The organism is Roseiarcus fermentans (assembly GCF_003315135.1).
Taxonomy (GTDB): Bacteria; Pseudomonadota; Alphaproteobacteria; order Rhizobiales; family Beijerinckiaceae; genus Roseiarcus; species Roseiarcus fermentans.
Map to the genome: position 1 here is coordinate 358,754 of NZ_QNRK01000001.1, position 19,912 is coordinate 378,665.

The window sequence follows — 19,912 nt, forward strand, 5'->3', positions numbered from 1 at the left end:
CTCGGCGACCGATCGGCGCGCGCGCTCAGTACAGGCCGCTGGCGGCGGGGTCCGGCGCCGAAGGGGCGGCTTTCGGCTTCGGCCGCGCGGGCGGGAGCGGCGTCTCGGACCCGTCCGCCTTCGACCCTGCCGCGCCCCCGGGCTCCGGCGGCGATCCGGCGGATCCTTCCGGCGCCGCCCCGAGGAGACGCCCGGCCGCCTCGAGCGCCGCCTTGTCCGCCGCCGCCTTCTCCGCTGCGGCCTTTTCGTCCGCCGCCGCTTTTCCCGCCGCGGCCTTCTCCGCCGCGGCCTTGTCCGCCGCCGCCTTCTCCGCTGCGGCCTTTTCGGCCGCCGCCTTGTCCGCCGCCGCCCTGTCCGCTGCGGCCTTTTCGGCCGCCGCTTTTTCCGCCGCCGCTTTTTCCGCCGCGGCCTTTTCCGCCGCGAGCCGTTCCTCTTCCGCCCGCTGCGCCGCCAGACGCTGGGCGAGACCGTTCAGCCGCTCCTGCTCGGCGCGCCAGTCCTCGATCTCCGCCGCCCGGCGATCGAGGAACCGCTCGCCCTTCAGCCGGCGGTTGAAGAACGCGCGCTCGCGGATGTCGGCCTCGAGATTGGCGATCCGGTCCGACTCGCGCCCGATCGCCTGGGTGGCGAGGCCGGCGGCGAGCGCGGCCACGTCGAGCCGCCGCTTCGGCGCGCCGGTCGCGTCGGAGACCGTGACGCTCGCCGCGGGCGGCGGCCCGGTCCAGAACTTGAGCCCGGTCGCCGGTTCGCTCAACCCGAGCCGGGTCTCGAGCGCGAGATCGGAGAGCGCGAAGGTCGCGGTCAGCGCCGCCTGGACGCGGCCGGCGGCGAACGCCAGCGGGCCGAGCCGGATCGTCCCGGCGCTCAGCGCGATCGGCGTCGCGCCGGAAGGAATCGCGAGCGCGCCTTTGTCGAGCGCCGCGCCGAACTGGTAGGCGACGTTGGTCTCGTCGATCTCCGCGCCGTCGACCTCGGCCGCGGCGATGACGCGGTCGAGCGCGGCGGGGTCGCTACGCGGCAGGGCGGCGCCGGAAAGCATGACCTCGCCCCCGCCGGCGAGGCCGGCGACGAGGGCGGCCGGGCTCCTTCCGGTCGAGGCGAAGTCGAGGCGACCGCCGACCCGACCGGACAGGCCCGGGCGCGTCAGCGCCAGCGGCTCGGCCGACAAGGCGCCTTCCAGCGTCGCGTTGTCGCCGCTGCGCCGCAAGGTCGCGCGCCCGGAGACGACGCCCCCGCCGACGGTCATGGCGACGTCGTCGAGGTCGAGCCGCCCGCCGTCGAGGCGGAGGCTGGTCGAGAAGCCGCGCGCGGCCAGGCCTTCGGACAGCCCGAGGGTCGCGGCGCTCAGGCGCACGGCGGCGGAGGGCAGGGTCAGCGGCGGGGCCGGGAACCCGGCCGTCGACCAGATCGCGGGCGCTCGGGCGGGTTGCGCGGGCCCGAGCGCCAGCGCGGCGAGGTCGGCGAGGCGAAGCCGGTCGAACGACAGCGCGCCGGTGACGGCGGCCGGCTCAGCCTGCGTCGGGGAGGCCGGCCCCGCGACCGCGTCCTCGGCGCGCGCGAGGTCGGGGCCGGCCAGCGTCCGCGCGCCCTCCCCGGGCCGCTCGTAGACGAGCGATCCCGCCGCCCTGACGCCGGCGACGGCGGCGGATATGCGGGAGACCGTCCAGCGGTCGGCGCGCCGGGTGACGTCGGCGGCGGCTTCGACCGGGCCGAGGGTCGGACCGGGCGGGGCAAGGCCGAGGAGGGCGGCGAGCGGCGCGATGTTTGCCGCCTCGACCTTCAGCGCCCCGAACAGGCTCGCGGCGTCGCCCTCGGCGGCGGGCGCGTATCGGCCGCGCCAGGCGACCGCCGCGCCCGCGACCCGCGCGGAGCCGTCGACGTCGTAGCCCGCCTCCCAGGCGCCGGACGCGTGCAGGTCGACATGCGCGGCGTCGACATGCGCGGCGTCGACGTGGGCGGCGTCGACATGGGCGGCGCCGACATGGGCGCCGCCGCCCGCCGCCGCCGCGCCGAAACCGATCTGGCGCAGCAGCGCGGCCGAATCGCGCGCCTCGAGACCGAGGGTGATGGCGCGCCGGTCTGCGTCCCCCTGCGGCTCGACCTCGAGCGCGAGCCGCGTCCCGGCGACCGCGCCGCTCGCCTTCAACGTCCGCAGGACCGGCGCTTCGGCGGCGGCGGACGGCCCGCCGACCGCCTCGAAATCGATCGAGGCGGGGGAGAGCGACGACGCCCGATCGACCAGAGCCCGAGTGAACGGGCCCGGCGCGAGGCGGGCGATGAGCGCGGCGAAATCCCCGAGCCTGTCCGCGTTGAGCCGCCCCCTTGCGGAGATTCCTTCCGGACCGAAAACGCCCGTCGCCTCGAGCGCGGCGCCGCCCAGCCCGCCGATCGTCAGCCGGTCCAGCGTGGTCGTCGGACCGGCCTTGCCGATCTTCAGGCTGAGCGAAGCGCCTGCGATCCCGGCCCCGCCGAGATGGGCGACGCTGAGCGCCCGGGCTTCGAGCGCGAGCGACAGGTCGTAGCCGCCGATCAGCGCCCGGGCGGCCTCGAGGCTCGGCAGCGCGTCGATGTCGAGCGAATCGGTCGCGAGGTCGGCCTGGATTCGTCCGGGCGCGCCGCCGGCCGGCCGCGTGACCGCGAGCGCCCCGGTCAAGGTCGAGCGGCCCAATTCGATTCGCAGTCCCTGCCCGGAGACGCCGGCGGCCGTCGCCTCGATCGTCCCCGACGCGGCGAACCGCGACCCCGACATCGCGTCGCCGAGCGCTTGGGCCCAGGGCGCGAAATCCGGAGCGCCCTGGCCGGCCCAGGTTCCGACGACGCCGGCGTCCTCCGTGGCGAAGTCGATCGCGCCGGCGAAGGTGGGCGCGACGCCGATGTCCGCCCTCCCCTCGGCCTTCAGGCGGGTCGTTCCCGGCAGGCCGGCCTCGAACCGGACCGTCATCGGATCGCCCGGCCTCGCCTCGACAGCCGCCGTCAATCCGGTGACGGCGTCGCCGCCGAGAATGGCGGTCGCGACCGCGAAGCGCCCGTCGAGCGTCGCCGGCCCGGCGGCGGCGAGCGCCGGCGCGAGCGCGGCCGACAGCCGCTCGATCGCCCGCGCGGGCGCGACGCCGTCCTCGCCCTTGCGGCGCAGGAGCGCATCCAGATTGGCCTGTTTGGCCTCGGCGCGGATCGTGAGCCGCGCGGGGGCGCCGAAGGCGAGCCCCGCCGACCCCTCGGCGCGCAGCGCCCGTTCCTCCTGACCGAAGCGGAACTCGGCGCCGGTCAGCGACGCGCCGTCGAGGTCGGCCGCGAGCGCGCCGGCGGCGCGCCACGGGATCGGCCCGTCGACGTCGGGCGCGGCTCCCGACAGCACCGCGGCGCCGAGCGCGCTCGGGCCATGAGCGCGGAAGGCGAGCGTCCCGTCGAATTCGAGAGCCGGCCAGCCTGGACCGCGCTCGATCCCGAGCCGGATCGGAGCGCCGTCGGCGCCGGCTTTCTCCGTGGCGAGCCGGAATGCGAGGGGGGCGCCGCCCGGTCCGGCGACGCTGCCGGAAACATGATAGGGCCCGGCGAGCGACGCCGCGTCGCCGTCGACATCGACGTCGCGAATCGTAAACTCGGGCGCGCCGCGCCCGGCCGCGATGCGGATCGTTCCGTCGCGCACCGCGACCCGGTCGAAACCGACCGCTTCCGCCGGGGCCGAGCCCGCGCCGGGAAGGACGAGCGCGCCGTCGGCCGCGCGGGCGAGGGTCAGGACCGGCTTGTCCAGCCGCACCTCGGTGAAGCGAAAGGCGCCGCTCGCGAGCTTGACCAGCGCGAGTTCGAGCCGCGCGCCCGCGAAGGTCAGCCGGGGCGCGCCCTCGCCCGGTCCGGCGGCGGACCCCGCGCCGACCTCCAGATAGGGGGTCGGAAGGAGCCTCAGCGTCACCGGCCCGTCGAGCGCCACCCGGCCGCCGGTCAGCGCTGCGAGACGCGCGGCGACGTCCGCGCGATGGGCCGACCAGTCGACGAGATAAGGCGCGACCAGCGCCGCCGTCAGAAACGTGACGAGCGCGACCGCGATGAGGGTCAGGATGACGCGCACGGACCAACGATCATGAATTCTCCCCGCACACCCACGGGGTCGGCGCCGCGACCGCGGCGCCGCAAACTGGCGCGAAAATGCGGCGAGGGCAATGCGACGACCGTCCCGGGTCGCAAGGTCCCGGCGAGACGCGACATCCAAACGTCATCAAGCTCGACTACCCACACCGGCAATGCGATAACCCCTGACAAGGATCGCGACGGGGCGACGGGAGAGCTCGACATGGCTATCAGAAAAGCGGCTTTGCTCGGGGGCGCCGGGCTGGCGTTCCTCGCGTTCGGTCTCCCCGCATGCGCCGCGCCCCCCGACGACCTGGTGGCGGCCGCCAAGAAGGAAGGCCAGCTGACCGTCATCGCCCTGCCGCGGGACTGGTGCGGCTACGGGTCGCTGATCGACAGTTTCAAGACGAAATACGGGATCGCGGTCAACGAGCTGAACCCCGACGGCGGGTCGGGCGACGAGGTCGAGGCGATCAAGGCCAACAAGGCCAACAAGGGCCCGCAGGCCCCCGACGTGATCGACGTCGGCCTGTCGTTCGGCCCGGCCGCGAAGGCCGAGGGGCTGCTCGCGCCCTACAAGGTGTCGACCTGGGACACGATTCCCGATTCCGCGAAGGACGCCGAGGGCTACTGGACCGGCGACTATTACGGCGTGCTGTCGTTCGCGGTGAACGCCGACCTCGTGAAGACGGAGCCCACCGACTGGCCGGACCTGCTCAAGCCGGAGTTCAAGGGGTCGGTCGCGCTGGCCGGCGACCCGAGGGCGTCGAACCAGGCGACGATGGGCGTCTACGCCGCGGGTCTCTCGGGCGGCGCGACGGACGCCGCCAAGGCCGCGGAGGATGGGCTGAAGTTCTTCGCCGAGCTCAACAAGGCCGGCAACTTCGTCCCCGCGATCGGCAAGGCCGCGTCGATCGCCCAGGGCGAGACGCCGGTGCTGGTGTTCTGGGACTACAACGCCCTCTCGGCGCGCGACAACCTGAAGGGCAACCCCAAGGTGGACGTGATCGTGCCGAAGACCGGGGTCGTGGCGGGCGTGTACGTCCAGGCGATCAGCGCCTTCGCGCCGCATCCGAACGCCGCCAAACTCTGGCTCGAACACCTCTATTCGGACGAGGGCCAGGTCGGCTGGCTCAAGGGCTATTGCCACCCGATTCGGTTCAACGCCCTAGTCGAGGCGGGCAAGGTCCCGGCCGACGTGCTCGCGGCCCTGCCTCCCCCGGCCGGCTACGCCAAGGCCAAGTTCCCGACGCTCGACGAACAGAAGGCCGCCAAGCAGGTGATCTCGAAGGACTGGGACACGGTGGTCGGCGCGACGGTCGCGAAGTAGCCGCGCGTTCGCCGGGACGGGCGGCGTCTCGCCGCCCCCGATCGCTCGAGGAAGGACGCCCGTTTCGACGGGCGTCAAGGTCCGGAAGGACCCCGTCTTCTCGACAGGCCGCAGGGCGTCCGCAAGGACGCCCGTCTTTTGACAGGCTGGGGCCCGCGCGAAACGCGAGCCCTCCGGACGCCAACGGGAAGCCGCCCCCTCGTCATGCCCACCGCCTCCGCCTCCCTCCGCTTCGCGCGGCGCCTCGACTGGCCGGCGTGGCTCGGCGTGACGCCGTTCTTCGTATTCGCCGCGATGTTCCTGATCCTGCCGACGGCGGGGCTGCTCGCCGGCGCATTCCAGGATCGCGACGGCGCCTTCACCTTCGCCAACTTCCTGCGTCTGGGCCAGCCGTCGATCCGGCTGTCGTTCGCGCTCAGCCTCGAGATCAGCGCCGCCTCCGCCGCGATCGGCGCGCTCGCCGGGCTCGCGCTGGCGCTCGCCGCGCTGCGCGGCGGAGTGGCCGATTGGGTGCGGCCGGCGCTCATGACCTTCAGCGGCGTCGCCTCCAATTTCGCCGGCGTTCCGCTCGCCTTCGCCTTCATGGCCACGCTCGGCCGGCTCGGGCTCGTCACCGTGCTGCTCAGGCAGCTCGGCCTCGACCTCTATGCGCACGGCTTCAACATCCTGACGTTCTGGGGGCTCACCGTCACCTATCTCTACTTCCAGATCCCGCTCATGGTCCTGGTGGTGGCGCCGGCGGTCGACGGGCTGAAGCGGGAATGGGCGGAGGCCGCCGAAACCCTCGGCGCGAGCGCCTGGCAATACTGGCGGATGATCGCGCTGCCGATCCTCCTGCCGAGCGCCCTCGGCGGGTCGCTGCTGTTGTTCGCCAACGCCTTCGGCGCGATCGCGACCGCCTACGCGCTCACCGGCTCGTCGTTCAACATCGCGCCGATCCTGCTCTATGCGCAGATCCGCGGCGACGTTCTGCACGACCCGAATCTCGGCTACGCCATGGCGGTCGGGATGCTCGCCATCACCGGCGTCTCGAATCTCGTCTACCTCGCCTTGCGCGGCCGGGCGGAGCGCCGGTTCCGATGACCCGCGGACGGCTCGGCGCCTGGGCGGCGGTGGCGCTGGGGGCGGTGTATTTCCTCGCCCCGCTGGTCGCGACGTTCGAATTCTCGCTGCGCATGCGCCGCGGCCAATACAGCTTCGACGCCTACGAGACCGTGTTCGCCAGCGGCGCCTTCCGGGAATCGTTCCTCTATTCGACGGTCCTCGCGCTCGCCACCATCGTCGTCGTGGCCGCGCTCGTGGTGCCGACCGCCTATTTCGTCCGCCTGCGCCTGCCCCGCCTCGCCGGGATCGTCGAGTTCATCACGCTCCTGCCGCTGGTCATTCCGGCGATCGTGCTGGTGTTCGGCTACATCCGGCTCTACGGCTCGTCGTCCGCGCTGCCGCTGACGGGATCGTCGCTCGGCGCCGACGCGCTGCTGATGTTCGGCTACGTCGGCCTCGGCCTTCCCTACATGTACCGCGCGGTCGACACGGCCCTGCAGGCGATCGACGCGCGGACGCTGACCGAGGCGGCGGAGAGCCAGGGGGCGGGCTCGCTGCGCATCCTCGTCGAGGTCATCCTTCCCAACATCCGCTCGGGCGTGCTGTCGGGCGCGTTCCTCACCTTCGCGATCGTGATCGGCGAATTCACCTTCGCGAGCCTGCTCGACCGGCCGGCCTTCGGCCCCTATCTCCAGCGCATCGGCGCCTCGCGCGCCTACGAGCCGGCGGCGCTGGCGATCGTGGCCTTCGCGTTGACCTGGGCGTCGCTCGGCCTCATCCATCTCGTCGGCGGCGCGTCGCCGGGCGCCAAGCGATAGGCGCGCCGGCGGTCGCCGCCCGGGCCGGCCCGGGAGGGAAGGGCGCCGAGGCGGCGCCGGCGAAGACATGAGGAGTTGCGCCATGAAAGCCGCGATCGTTCAGGGAGCCGGGCTCGCGCCCGCCTACGCTGATTTTCCGGAGCCCGTTCCCGGCGAGGGCGAGCGCCTCGTCAAGGTGAGGGCGGCCGCGCTGACGCAACTCGCCCGCGGCCGCGCTTCGGGCGCGCACTACAGCGCGTCCGGCGCCTACCCGTTCATCGCCGGCGTCGACGGGGTCGGCCGTCTCGAGGACGGCGCCCGCGTCTATTTCTTGCTGCCGCGCGCCCCGTACGGCGCATTTGCCGAAGAAACCGTCGTCGCGGCGCAGAACTGCCTGCGCGTGCCGGAGGATCTCGATGACGTGACGGCGGCGGCGATCGCCAATCCCGGCATGTCGTCCTGGGCGGCGCTGACCGAGCGCGCCCGGCTCGTCGCTGGCGAGACGGTGCTGGTCAACGGGGCGACCGGCGCTTCCGGCCGGCTGGCCGTGCAGATCGCCCGGCGCCTGGGCGCGAAACGGGTGATCGCGACCGGCCGCAATCCGGCGGCGCTGGCCGCGCTCGAAACCCTCGGCGCCGACGCGACCATCGCGCTCGGCGCCGACGAGCGCGCGCTCGAGGCGCGCTTTCGCGACGCCTTCGCCGCAGGCGTCGACGTCGTGCTCGACTACCTCTGGGGCCGCAGCGCCGAGCTCCTGCTGTCCGCCGCGGCCGCGGCGGCGGCGAAATCGAGCGAGATCCGCTTCGTCCAGATCGGCGCCCTGACGGGAGGACAGATTCCGTTTCTCGCCGACGTGCTGCGCTCCACCCCCATCTCGATCATGGGCAGCGGCCTCGGCAGCGTGCCGGCTCCCCGCCTGCTGGCGGCGATCGCCGCCGTGCTCGCGGCGGCGACGCCCGCCGGCCTCGCGATCGCCGCCCGCGCCGTGCCGCTCGCCGACGTCGGCGCGGTGTGGGGGGAGGCGGAGGGCGCGCGCGCGGTGTTCGTTCCGTGAGGCGCGGCGCTCGTTTCGCTCCGGGCGAGAAGCGCGCCGGGCGGGGCCGGGGGCGCTCGCCGGGATCGCCGGCCGGGACATCAAGCAACGCCATGCGCAAGGGGTCCACCGATGTCCTTTCTCGAACTCGCTGACATCCGCAAGACGTTCGGCGCCGCGGCGGTCGTCAAGGACTTCAGCCTTCCGGTCGAGCGCGGCGAGTTCGTCACCTTCCTCGGGCCGAGCGGCTGCGGCAAGACCACGGTCCTGCGCATGATCGCCGGTTTCGAGACCCCTTCGGCGGGGGCGATCCGCATCGCGGGCGCCGACGTCACCCACCTGCGCGCCAACCGCCGCGCCGTCGGCATGGTGTTTCAGGCCTATGCGCTGTTTCCCAACATGACGGTCGAGCGCAACATCGGCTTCGGCCTCAAGGTCGCGGGCAGGCCCGCGGCGGAGATTTCCAGGCGCGTGACCGAGATGCTGGAGCTGATCAAGCTGCCCCAACTCGGGCGCCGCTATCCGCACCAGCTCTCGGGCGGACAGCAGCAGCGCGTGTCGCTGGCGCGCGCGCTCGCGCCGAACCCGCAGATCCTGCTGCTCGACGAGCCGCTGTCGGCGCTCGACGCGCGCATCCGCGTCGCCTTGCGCGAGGAGATTCGGTCGCTGCAGCGGCGGCTCGGCGTCACCACCATCTTCGTCACCCACGACCAGGAGGAGGCGCTGTCGGTCTCGGACCGAATCGTGGTGATGAACGAGGGCGCGATCGAGCAGGTCGGCACGCCTTCCGACATCTACAGCCGGCCGAAGACGCGCTTCGTCGCCTCCTTCGTCGGCACGCTGAACATGTTCGAGGGTCGGGTCGTCGATCCGGCCCGGGGCGCGATCCGGCTCGGCGAGACGACGATCTTCGCCGCCGCGCCGATCGAGAATGCGAAAGCGGGGGATGCCAGGACGATCGCGCTGCGCCCCGAGGCGCTGCGCTGCGGCCCGGGCGGCGGCGGCAATGTCCTCAGCGCCGTGGTCGAGGACATGAGCTTCCTCGGCTCGGTCGTGCGGATCAAGGCGCTCTTCGGCGAGCAGCCGTTTCACATCGACACGTTCAACGCCGGCGGCGTCGCGCCGCCCCGCCCGGGCGCGACGGTCGAGATCGGCTTCGCCCGCGAGGACGTCATCGTTCTCGACCGCCCGTGAGGGGGGCGGCGCCGGTCGACAGGCGGGCCGTCGCTTGACTCGCGCCCGAATATGTATGTGCATATTCATAAAGGACCGCCGGGCCGACGCCCCGCGCGGCGTTCGAAGAGGAGCGATCAGCGATGCAGGATATCGAAGGCTTCCGCGTCTCCCGGCGCACGGCGCTAAAGTGGAGCCTGGCCGGACTCGCGGCGACGGGCCTCGCGGGCGGCTTGCGGAGCGCTGCCGCCGACACCCTCGCCGACATCAAGAAGCGCGGCGAGCTCGTGGTCGCGACGGAAATGCAGTTTCCGCCCTTCGACATCTCCGACAACGGCGTCTACAAGGGCGTCGACCGCGAGCTGATCGACGCCGTGGCCAAGGAACTCGGCGTCAAGGTCTCCTACCTCGACCTGCCCTGGACCAGCGTGCTGCCCGGGCTCGAGGCGAAGAAATTCGATCTCGTCATTGCGCCGGTGACGATCACCAAGGAGCGCATGAAGCGCTACGCCTTCTCGGTGCCGATCGCCGACGCGACCGCCTCCCTGATGAAGCGCGCCGACGACAAGACCATCACCAAGCCCGAGGACCTCGCCGGCAAGACGGTCGGCGGCCAGAAGGGGACCGCGCAAGTCGCGCAATTCAAGGAATTCGCCGCGAAACTGCCGAAGCCGGTCGAGGTCAAGGAATACGTCGACAACAACCAGTCCTACGCCGATCTCGCGGCGGGGCGGATCGACGCGGCCATCAATTCGCTGCCGAACCTCGCCTACGCGGCGTCGCAGCGGCCCGAGGCCTTCGCTTTGGTGCTGCCGCCGTTCGGCCAGCCGACCTATTTTTCCTGGGTGGCGCGTCCCGACGACCAGTCGCTGATCGAGGCGGTCAATGCGGCGATCGTCAAGCTCGACGGCGACGGCACGATGGCGAAGATCCAGACAACCTGGTTCGGCCAGCCGACGGCTCTGCCCACGACCGTGCCCGAGCCGAAGATCTGAGGCGACTGCGGCGGCGAACCCTCACCCTGCGGCCTGGGGCCGCTGTCCCTCTCCCTGTCGGAGAGGGGTCGCTTCCCCCTCAGGGGGAAGGTGGCGCGAAGCGCCGGATGAGGGCCCGCCGCCGCAACCGTTTCCGGCCCCGTTTCCGGCATGCGCTTTTCCGTCTTCTCCCACTCGTTCGGCTACCTGGCGCACGCGGCGGGCGTGACGCTGGCGCTGTCGCTCGCCGGCATCGCGCTCGGGTTCGTGATCGGGATGGCGGTATGCGTCGCCCGCCTGTCCGGCAAGCCGTGGCCGGAACGGCTCGGCGCGGCTTACGTCAGCGTGTTCCGCGGCGTGCCGCTGCTGGTGCTGCTCTTGTTCATCTACTATTTCCTCGCCACCGTCGGGCTCGACGTTCCGGCGCTGGTCGCGGCGATCGGCGGCCTCAGCCTCTCCTCGGGCGCCTATCAGGCCGAGATTCTGCGCGGCGCCCTGAACGCCGTGCCGCGCGGTCAGGGCGAGGCGGCAGTGGCGCTCGGCTACGGCGCCGTCGACCGCTGGCGGCGCATCCTGCTGCCGCAGGCGGTGCGCATTTCGGTGCCGCCGCTGATCAACGAGTTCATCCTCCTCATCAAGGCGTCGTCGCTGGTGTCGGTGGTCGGCATCGCCGAACTCACCCGCGTCAGCATGAACATCGCCTCGATGACCTACCGGCCGCTGGAAGCCTATCTCGCGGGCGGCTTCTTCTATCTCGTCATCAATCTGACGCTCGCCGGGCTCGGCTCGCTCGCCGAACGGCGTCTCGCGAGAGGCGCGTGATGGACTGGGACGTTCTCATCCGCTACGCGCCTTCGCTCGGCCGCGGCTTTCTCGTCACCATCGCCTGCTGGGCCTCCGGCTGCGCGCTCGGGCTGGCGCTCGGCTTCGCCGTCGCGCTGGCGGCCGGCGCCCGGAGCCTTGCGCTCAGAGCCGTCCTGCGCGTCTATGTCGAGATCCTCCGCGGGACGCCGTTCCTGATGCAACTCTTCATCCTGTACGCCGGCGGCCCGGCCGTCGGCCTGCGGCTGAGCGCGACGGAAGCCGGCATCCTCGGCCTCGGCCTCTATTCCTCGGCCTATTTCTCCGAGATTTTTCGCGCCGGCTTCGCGGCGGTGCCGCGCGGGCAGGTCGAGGCGGCGATGAGCGTCGGCATGGCGCCCTGGGACATCCTCGCCCGCGTCCGCCTGCCCAACGCGCTCGTCGCCGCGACGCCGCCGATCGTCAACACCCTGATCGTGATGTCCAAGGAGACGGTCGTACTGTCGATCATCACCGTGCCCGAGCTCATGTACCAGATGCAGACGATGGCCGCCGAGACCTTCACCGCCTTCGACGCGATCTTCGCGATGGCCGTCTTCTACTGGTGCCTGGTCGAGGTCGTGTCGCGCCTCGGGCGTCGGGTCGAGCAGCGGGCGACCGCCTTCCTCGCGAGCCGCGCATGACCGTCCCCATGATCGCCATGCGCGCCGTCGGCAAGAGTTTTGGGGCGCACCAGGTGCTGCGCGGGGTCGATCTCGACGTCGCGCCCTCCGAGGTGGTCTGCCTGATCGGCCCGAGCGGATCGGGCAAGAGCACGCTGTTGCGCTGCGTGAATTTCCTCGAACCCTACGACGAGGGCGAGGTGCGCATCGCGGGCGAACTGATCGGCTACGACCTCGACAGCGAGGGCGAGCGGCGCCCGATGGCGCCCAGCCGCCTGCGCGCGATGCGGCGCGAGATCGGCATGGTGTTCCAGCACTTCAATCTCTGGCCGCACATGACCGCGCTCGAGAACGTCAGCGAGCCGCTCAGGCGGGTGCGCGGCCTCCCCAAGGGCGAGGCGACGGACCGGGCGGCGGCGATGCTGAGGCGGGTGGGGCTCGCCGACAAGGCCGGCGCGCATCCGCTGCGGCTGTCGGGCGGCCAGCAGCAGCGCGTCGCCATCGCGCGCGCCCTCGCCATGCAGCCGCGCCTCATGCTGTTCGACGAGCCGACCTCGGCGCTCGATCCCGAACTCGTGGGCGAAGTGCTCGAAGTGATGCGGGCGCTGGCGGCCGAGGGCATGACAATGCTGATCGTCACCCACGAGATGGGCTTCGCCGCCCATGTCGCCAGCCGCATCGCCTTCATCGACGGCGGCCGCATCCTCGAATCCGGGCCGCCGCGGCGGGTCTTTCACGAGAGCGCCGAGCCGCGCGTGCGGCAATTCCTGCAGACCTACCACGACCGCAACGCCTTCTGAGCGGACGGCGCCGTTCGCCATCGAATCCGGCAAGCGGATCGGCCGCGCCCGAGCACAGCGGACAGTGTCCACCAAAGGAAAAGTGGAGGGCGCAAGTTTCTGACGACGGCGGTGGCAAAGTCGTAAGACCAAAATCCCGCACGCCACGAGTATGTGCGGTCTCGGCGATAAACAATAAGTTTGTTATTGAACACCGTAAACAGAACGGATTTTAAAACACATTATAATTATAGAGTCGTGATCAATCCAGACGAAGCAAACGCCAGACCGAAGGCATACCTCTTTTGGTTACGGCGCAAGAATTCTCTTAACAACTTGGCGGATATTTCACTACAATGCGGCGACAACGGGAGCGCGGGTCACGGGTCGACGCCTCGGAGCGAGGCCCGAGGGAGAACATGGGGAGGTCATGCAGGCGTAACCGAGCGTCGGGCCATCGGTGGGTGGCGGGCAGTCATTTCCTTTTCCATTTTCAGTGTCTTGAAGGGGCTAAAGGCTATGTCGACCGTTTATACTTCAAAGTCTTGTAGTAATTCTTGCGAGTCGGGGCTGACGATGGAGGGGGCGAGCGATCGGCCCGCCTCGTTTTATGGTCGGTCTCCCTTTTACGAGCGGATGTCGGGAGCGAACCCCGTGTTTCGCGATCTCGACGGGCCCGATGCGCCCGGAATCATTCGCGCCTGGCCCAGCGACAGGATTCTCGTCGTCTACGACAAGCTGTTCCTGGCGGAATGCCTGAAGAGCGTCTTGCAGACCTCGCTGAACGCACCGGTGCAGATCTGTTCGTCGCTCGACGAGATCTGCGACGAGGGACGGGAGGGCGACGCGCGTCTGATCCTGTTCCTGATCGACACGGTGAAGACTCCGGACACCTACGACCTCCTGCGCCAGGCGACGGCCGTGGCGAAGGCGCCGGTCGTCGTGCTGTCGCACTCGCGCGAGCAGCGCGTGGTGCGCGAGGTCATGCAGTGCGGGGCGAAGGCTTACATCCCGATGATGACGGGCATTTCCGTCGCCATCGAGGCGGTGCGGTTCGTCCTGGCCGGCGGGACCTACGTCCCTCCGGAAAGCCTGATGGAGACGGGGCGTGAACCGGTCGCCGGCCTGGCGCTGGAGACGGTCAACCCCGTCACCCTGCGGGAATTGTCGATCATCCAGGCGATTCAGCAGGGCAAATCGAACAAGATCATCGCGTATGAACTGAAGCTGTGCGAGAGCACGGTCAAGGTCCACATCCGCAACATCATGCGCAAGCTCAACGCGAAGAACCGCACGGCGGTGGCCGTGCGGTCGGCGGAACTCCTCGTCGCGCCGGAACTGGGCAAGATCGCATAGCCGCGGCAACCCGGCAACGCGCTCCGGCGGTCTCCAGCCGGGGCGCGTGGAGATCGCCTGCGCCGAATACCGGCCGAGGCCGGCCGGCGTCATGTCAAGTCAAGGCGCGGACATATATCCCGCCCTACACCTTTGCGCATCGCTCTATTTGCGCCGTTCTGCCTTCAATTAGCGATATAGAGGGCTATATGACCAATAGTATTATTGGCGTAACTGAAACGACCGAATGCGGTAAACAGTTGCCGGTCTTATCGACCCAATTGGATTGCCGCATCGCCTCATTAGACATCTATTCTGCAATGAGAACATAGTCTTAAGTGCTGGTCGCGCCGAACGTGCGCGCTTTCGAACCCAACAGTCAGCAATTTCCTTTTTCAATTCAGGAGGACACCATGAAGACGCTTCTCGCCGCGACCGCCGCCCTCGCTCTCCTCGCCGCTTCGCCCGCGTTCGCCGTCTCGGTCGGCAGCGGCAACGGCAACGGCAATGGCAACGTCGGCGCCCTCAACGGCAACGGCAACGGCAACGGCAACGTCGGCGCCGACAACGGCAACGGCAACGGCAATCTCAACAAGGGCATCGGCAACGGCAACCTGAACGGCAACCTGAACTTCGGCATCGGCAACGGCAATCTCAACGGCAACGCCAACAAGGGCATCCTCAACGGCAACCTCAACGGCAATCTGAACTTCGGCATCGGCAACGGCGTGGGCAACGGCAACGGCAACCACGGCATCCTCAACGGCAATGTCAACGGCAATCTCAACGCCGGCGTCGGCAACGGCAACGGCAACGGCAACGCCAACCACTAGCCCGCTTTTCGGGCCGTCCCGCGCCGCTCGCGGCGCGGGACGGGGAATGACGATTTTCCTCGCGAAGGCGGCGTCTGCCCCGGCCGCGGCTCGACGCCGACGGCGAGGCTGGCGGAACGAAGGCGTGGCCTCGGAGGCAGACTCGGACTTCTCGCCTTCCTCGAACAAAAGGAAACGACGATGTCTTCGACTTCGACCCTGGCGAACGCCATCGTGACGACATCCGTCTGGCTGTCGATGACCGCCGTTGCGCTCGCCGCCGTCCCGCCGTCTTCGTCGCCGGCCGTTCACAAGGCCGGTCCCGGCATACAGGTCGCCACCAGCGTTGCGAGCGGCAACGGCAACGGCAACGGCAACATCGGAACCGCCAACGGCAACGGCAACGGCAACGGCAACGTCGGCCTCACCAACGGCAACGGCAACGGCAACGGCAACGTCGGCACGAGCAACGGCAACGCCAACGGCAATGGCAACGCCGACGCCAACGGCAACATCGGCTACGACAACGGCGGCACCGGCAATATCGGCGCCTTCAATGGCCTCAACAATACGAGTGTGACCAGCGGCAACAACAACATCGGCGCTGGCAACGGCAACAACAACGGTGGGACTAACAACGGCAACAGCAATATCGGTTCGTACAACGGCAACAACAACGGCAACGGCAACTCGAGTCCGACGAGCGGCAACAACAACGGAAATCACAACAAAGGCTCGCTCAACGGCAACGGCAACGGCAACAACAACAAATAAAGTGGGAAATTCGACGTTTCGCCGAAGCCGTTCACGACCGAGGCGAGCGCAGACTTCATTCCCCCGCCGGCGGGCCTCCGCCGGCGGGTCGAAATGTGGACGGGAGAGAAGAAAGGCAATCAGGAGTTGGCTATGAATCGCAAGCACATTCTGTTTGGCGCGCTCCTCGCGCTCCTCGTTCCGCTCGCCGCCTACGCAGACGACGGCGCCGGCAACTTCAATGGCAACTTCAACGTCGGCAACGGCAACGGCAACGGCAACAGCGGAAACAACAACGGCAACTTCAACGTCGGAAACAACAACGGCAACCTGAACGTCGACAGCAGCAACGGCAACGGGGTGATCGGCAGCAACGTCGGCAACGGCGTCGGCGGCGCGATCGACACGACGACGCCGACGGCGACGCCGCTGTCGACGCCGGTCACGCCGCCGCTGTCGACGCCGCTCGCGACGCCCGTCGCGACGCCGCTCGCGGCGCCGTTGTCGCTGCCGAACCTGAACCTGTTCTGAGGGGTTTGATCGGGCGCGGGAGGCGAACCATGACCTTCGATCGCGGCGCCGCGGCGCGTGCACGGCGCGGGCGGGAAGGCTTACGGGAGTTGACCATGAATCGCGTCTATCTTCTGTTGGTCGCCGGCCTGGCGATCCTCGTCCCCGTCGTTGCGCCGGCGGCGACCGGGACCGGCAACGGCAATGGCAACGGCAACGTCGGCGACAACAACGGCAACGGAAACAGCGGCAACTTCAACGGCAACGGCAATATCGGAGACAACAACGGCAATCGAAACAGCGGCGACTTCAACGGCAACGGCAACATCGGCAGCAATCTGGGCAATGGGTACGGCAGCAACGGCAACGACAATCACGTCGGCCGCTGGCGCTCCGGTCCCGGCCGCGCCTGGACGGCGCCGAGCTGGACGTCTCCGGGGCCGCACCACACCGGGTGGCGCTGGCGGCGCTGACGTCGCGAGCCAGTCTTTCGAGGCGGGAGGCGAGACATGACCATCGGCCGAGCGATCCTGGTGGCGGCGGCGGGCGGCCTCGCGTGGTCGGGCGGCGCCGACCTTCACTTTCCCAGCATGGGCGGGCTCATGGCGCCGGGCGCCGCCACGCTTGCCTCGCGTTACGATCTCGGCGCCGTCGAAGGCGCCGAAATCGTGCGGACTGTCACGGCGACGGGTTCGGTCGCCTCCACGATCAACGTCGAGGTCGGGGCGCAGCTCTCCGGGCAGATCGTCAAGCTTGCCGCCGACTTCAACGATCCCGTGCGCAAGGGCCAGGTTCTCGCGGAGATCGAGGACAGCTCCTTCCGAGCGCAGGTCGAGCAGGCCCGCGCCGCGTTCGAGGGCGCCGGGGCCGACGTTCGCGTCGCCGAAGCCAAGCTCGCGCGCGCGATGGCCGACGAAGCCCAGATCGTCACGCAGCGCAGCGTCCTCTCCGCCCGTCTCGACGCGGCGCGCGGCGCCGCGACGATCGCGCGGCGGGAGGCCGAGCGGAAGTCCGCCCTCCTCGCCAAGAGCGTGATCGCCGCCTCCGACGCCGACGACGCGGCTTCGCGCGCCGGCATGGCGGCGGCGAACGAGCGCGAGGCCGAAGCCAATCTCGCCGCGCTCGCCGCGCAGAGCCAGGGCGCAAAGGCCGACATCGCGCGTGCGAGCGCCGAAGCCGACAGCGCGCGCGCCGCGGTCCGCCGCGCCGCCGCGCAGCTCGAAAACGCCTCCATCGACCTCCAGCACACGCGCATCCGCTCGCCGATCGACGGCGTCGTCATCGGGCGGGGAGTCGAGGAAGGGCAGACGCTGGCGTCGACCCTCGAGACGCGCACGCTGTTCGTGATCGCCGGAGACTTGCGCCGGATGGAGATCCGCGCCCGGGTCGACGAAAGCGACATCGCGCAGGTCCGGATCGGCGAGCCCGTCACGTTCACCGTGGACGCCTATCCGGAGCGGCGTTTCGCGGCGACGGTGAGCCAGATCCGCAAGGACCCGATGGTGATCCAGAACGTGGTCACCTACATCGTCGTGCTCGCGGCGGCCAACGACGACTACGCCCTTCTGCCCGGGATGACGGTGGTGGCGAAGATCGAGACGGAACGCGCCGTCGCCTCGCGCACGGTTCCGCTCGCCGCGCTGCGGTTCCATCCGCGCGGCCCGACGTCGGCGGCGGAGCCGAAGGGTTCGGTGGTCTGGACGCTGAAGGACGGCGCGCCGACCCCGGTTGCGGTGACGATCGGAAACGACGACGGCGAGCGCGCCGCCGTCACCTCCGGCGATCTCGCCCCGGGCGAGCAGGTCTTGACCGGCGAAGCGCCGCCGGGCCCCGCGCCAGTCCGGCCGCGGGGCGACGGCTGATGCTGATCTCGGCCCAGGACATCAGCCGCCGCTACGGCGCCGCCGACCTGCCGTTCTTCGCCCTCAGGCCGACGTCGCTCGAGATCGAGGCCGGCGCCTTCGTGGCCGTGGTCGGCGCGTCCGGATCCGGAAAGTCGACGCTGATGGCGCTGCTCGGGCTGCTCGACCGCCCCTCGTCCGGCCGCCTCCTGTTCGAGGGCCGGGAGACGACCGCGCTTCGGCCCGATGCGACCGCGCGGATCCGCAATCGCCGGATCGGTTTCATTTTCCAGCAATACCACCTCCTCGCCCGCATGACGGTGCTGCGCAACGTCGAGCTGCCGCTCGTCTACGCGGGGGAATCGCCCCGCAACCGGCGCCGGCGCGCCGAGGCGGCGCTCGAGTCGGTGGGCCTGACGGCCAAATTCCACGCCATGCCGGCGAACCTCAGCGGCGGCGAGCAGCAGCGGGTGGCGATCGCGCGCGCGATCGCCGCCGACCCGGTCCTGCTGCTCGCCGACGAGCCGACCGGGGCGCTCGACTCGACGTCGGGCGAGGGCGTCCTGGGGCTGATCGAGGCGCTGAACGCGCAAGGGCGCACGGTGGTCATGGTGACCCACGATTCCGGCGTCGCCGCGCGCGCGCGGCGCGTCATCCGGATGCGGGACGGCGAGATCGTTTCCGACGGGCCGGCGGACCCGGAGACCCGTCACCCGGAGCGAGCCGCGTCATGAGGCCTTGGGACGCGCTGCACGCCGCCGCGCTGGCGCTGGTGGAAAACCCGGTGCGCACGCTCTTGACGCTGCTCGGCGTCATCATCGGCGTCGCCTGCGTCGTCAGCATGGCCGCGATCGGCGCCGGGGCGCAGCAACGCATCAGCGAGGAGATCGGCGCGTTCGGCGCCAATGTGCTGGTCGTCAATCCCGGGGCGACGCGCAAGGACGGCGTCAGTTCGGCGACCGGCGACCAGAAATCCCTCACCCTCGCCGACGCCGAGGCGATCGCCGGGCTTGCGACCATCGCGGCCGCCGCGGCGTCGGACTTCGGCAAGGTCCAGGTCGTGGCCAAGAATCGCAACTGGTCGACCACGGTCAACGGCACCAACGTCCGGCACTTCGCCATCCGGCAGTGGACCATCGGCTCGGGGCGCGCGTTCTCGCCCGAGGAAGAGGTGTCCGCGGCGAAAGTCGCGGTGATCGGCGCGACCGCCGCCGAGCATCTGTTCGGCGCGGACGATCCGATCGGTCAGGTCGTGCGCATTCTCAACACGCCCTTCACCGTGATCGGAGTGATGAAGCCCAAGGGGATGGCGTTTGGCGGACAGGATCAGGACGACGTCGTGTTCGTCCCGATCGCGGCGGCGGCGGTGCGGCTGATCGGCGGCGCCAACACCGTCAACCACGACGCCGTGGCCTATATCCTGGCGAGCGCCCGTTCGAGCGACTGGATGGGCTATGCGGTCGACGACGTCACGCGGCTCCTGCGCCAGCGCCACGATCGCGGAACCCGCGACGACGACTTCACGGTGACGACCGCCTCCTCCGCCCTGGCGGCCCAGGAATCCTCGACCCGCACCGTCGCGCTGCTGCTCGGTTCGGTCGCGCTGTTCTCGCTCCTCGTCGGCGGCATCAGCATCATGAACATCATGCTCGTGTGCGTGACCGAGCGCACGCCCGAGATCGGGCTCAGGCTCGCCATCGGCGCCCGGCCGCGCGACGTCGCGTTTCAGTTTCTGCTCGAAGCGACGGCGCTGAGCGCGCTGGGCGGGCTCGTCGGCGTCATCCTCGGTTCCGTCGCGGCGGTGATCGTCACGCGGGTGCTCGGTTGGCCGGTCCTCGTCCGGCCCGAGATGGTCGCCGCCGCCCTCGGCCTCGCCGCCGCCTTCGGCGTCGGATTCGGCTGGTACCCGGCGTGGCGGGCGTCGCTGCTGCAGCCGGTGGACGCCCTGCGCGCCCGGTAGCCGCCGCGAGGACGGCGCCGCCGACGACCGCCGCCGGCGCCGG

Annotated in this window: 18 protein-coding genes; 17 read left to right on the forward strand and 1 reads right to left on the reverse strand. The window is 70.4% G+C overall.

Annotated elements, in window-relative coordinates; genetic code table 11:
- Window positions 1–25: 25 nt before the first annotated feature.
- Window positions 26–4,066 (reverse strand): AsmA family protein, encoded by a 4,041-nt coding sequence (locus DFR50_RS31825; protein WP_170152996.1) that lies wholly within the window; start codon window positions 4,064–4,066, stop codon window positions 26–28.
- A 222-nt stretch (window positions 4,067–4,288) separates the two neighbouring features.
- On the opposite strand from DFR50_RS31825, the gene DFR50_RS01635 reads away from it, so the two are divergent.
- From DFR50_RS01635 to DFR50_RS01715, 17 genes are all read left to right on the forward strand, one after another.
- Window positions 4,289–5,395, forward strand: a complete 1,107-nt coding sequence (locus DFR50_RS01635) for an ABC transporter substrate-binding protein (RefSeq protein WP_113887423.1) — start codon at window positions 4,289–4,291, stop codon at window positions 5,393–5,395.
- Between the two features lie 204 nt (window positions 5,396–5,599).
- On the forward strand, window positions 5,600–6,478 hold the full coding sequence (locus DFR50_RS01640; RefSeq protein WP_113887424.1) for an ABC transporter permease: 879 nt from the start codon (window positions 5,600–5,602) through the stop codon (window positions 6,476–6,478).
- On the forward strand, window positions 6,475–7,257 hold the full coding sequence (locus tag DFR50_RS01645) for an ABC transporter permease (RefSeq protein ID WP_113887425.1): 783 nt from the start codon (window positions 6,475–6,477) through the stop codon (window positions 7,255–7,257). The genes DFR50_RS01640 and DFR50_RS01645 overlap by 4 nt, the downstream gene beginning before the upstream one ends.
- Window positions 7,258–7,339: 82 nt before the next feature.
- A complete protein-coding gene (locus DFR50_RS01650; protein WP_113887426.1) occupies window positions 7,340–8,290 on the forward strand; it encodes a quinone oxidoreductase family protein in 951 nt (316 codons plus the stop codon).
- A gap of 111 nt (window positions 8,291–8,401) precedes the next feature.
- Window positions 8,402–9,463 carry an ABC transporter ATP-binding protein gene (locus DFR50_RS01655; RefSeq protein ID WP_113887427.1) on the forward strand — a complete coding sequence of 354 codons (1,062 nt, stop codon included), beginning with the start codon at window positions 8,402–8,404 and terminating at the stop codon, window positions 9,461–9,463.
- Window positions 9,464–9,585: 122 nt separating this feature from the next.
- Window positions 9,586–10,437: a transporter substrate-binding domain-containing protein gene (locus tag DFR50_RS01660; protein ID WP_113887428.1), complete on the forward strand. Its 852-nt coding sequence runs from the start codon at window positions 9,586–9,588 to the stop codon at window positions 10,435–10,437.
- Between the two features lie 150 nt (window positions 10,438–10,587).
- The gene (locus tag DFR50_RS01665; protein ID WP_113887429.1) at window positions 10,588–11,238 is read left to right on the forward strand and encodes an amino acid ABC transporter permease; all 651 of its coding nucleotides are present in this window, start codon (window positions 10,588–10,590) and stop codon (window positions 11,236–11,238) included.
- Window positions 11,238–11,900: an amino acid ABC transporter permease gene (locus tag DFR50_RS01670; RefSeq protein ID WP_113887430.1), complete on the forward strand. Its 663-nt coding sequence runs from the start codon at window positions 11,238–11,240 to the stop codon at window positions 11,898–11,900. The genes DFR50_RS01665 and DFR50_RS01670 overlap by 1 nt, the downstream gene beginning before the upstream one ends.
- Complete coding sequence (locus DFR50_RS01675) at window positions 11,897–12,679, forward strand: amino acid ABC transporter ATP-binding protein (protein ID WP_113887431.1); 783 nt, start codon at window positions 11,897–11,899, stop codon at window positions 12,677–12,679. Before DFR50_RS01670 ends, DFR50_RS01675 begins: the two co-directional genes overlap by 4 nt.
- A gap of 633 nt (window positions 12,680–13,312) precedes the next feature.
- Complete coding sequence (locus DFR50_RS01680; RefSeq protein WP_170152997.1) at window positions 13,313–14,014, forward strand: response regulator transcription factor; 702 nt, start codon at window positions 13,313–13,315, stop codon at window positions 14,012–14,014.
- Window positions 14,015–14,331: 317 nt separating this feature from the next.
- A complete protein-coding gene (locus DFR50_RS01685) occupies window positions 14,332–14,826 on the forward strand; it encodes a hypothetical protein (protein WP_210208775.1) in 495 nt (164 codons plus the stop codon).
- 180 nt (window positions 14,827–15,006) lie between these two features.
- Window positions 15,007–15,579 carry a hypothetical protein gene (locus DFR50_RS32440; protein ID WP_210208776.1) on the forward strand — a complete coding sequence of 191 codons (573 nt, stop codon included), beginning with the start codon at window positions 15,007–15,009 and terminating at the stop codon, window positions 15,577–15,579.
- Between the two features lie 132 nt (window positions 15,580–15,711).
- Complete coding sequence (locus DFR50_RS01695) at window positions 15,712–16,089, forward strand: hypothetical protein (RefSeq protein WP_113887433.1); 378 nt, start codon at window positions 15,712–15,714, stop codon at window positions 16,087–16,089.
- Between the two features lie 95 nt (window positions 16,090–16,184).
- On the forward strand, window positions 16,185–16,541 hold the full coding sequence (locus DFR50_RS01700) for a hypothetical protein (protein ID WP_147262631.1): 357 nt from the start codon (window positions 16,185–16,187) through the stop codon (window positions 16,539–16,541).
- Between the two features lie 36 nt (window positions 16,542–16,577).
- Complete coding sequence (locus DFR50_RS01705; RefSeq protein ID WP_113887435.1) at window positions 16,578–17,930, forward strand: efflux RND transporter periplasmic adaptor subunit; 1,353 nt, start codon at window positions 16,578–16,580, stop codon at window positions 17,928–17,930.
- Window positions 17,930–18,643, forward strand: a complete 714-nt coding sequence (locus DFR50_RS01710; protein ID WP_113887436.1) for an ABC transporter ATP-binding protein — start codon at window positions 17,930–17,932, stop codon at window positions 18,641–18,643. The genes DFR50_RS01705 and DFR50_RS01710 overlap by 1 nt, the downstream gene beginning before the upstream one ends.
- Entirely contained in the window at window positions 18,640–19,869 is a 1,230-nt protein-coding gene (locus DFR50_RS01715; RefSeq protein WP_113887437.1) for an ABC transporter permease, read from the forward strand. The genes DFR50_RS01710 and DFR50_RS01715 overlap by 4 nt, the downstream gene beginning before the upstream one ends.
- Window positions 19,870–19,912 lie beyond the last annotated feature (43 nt).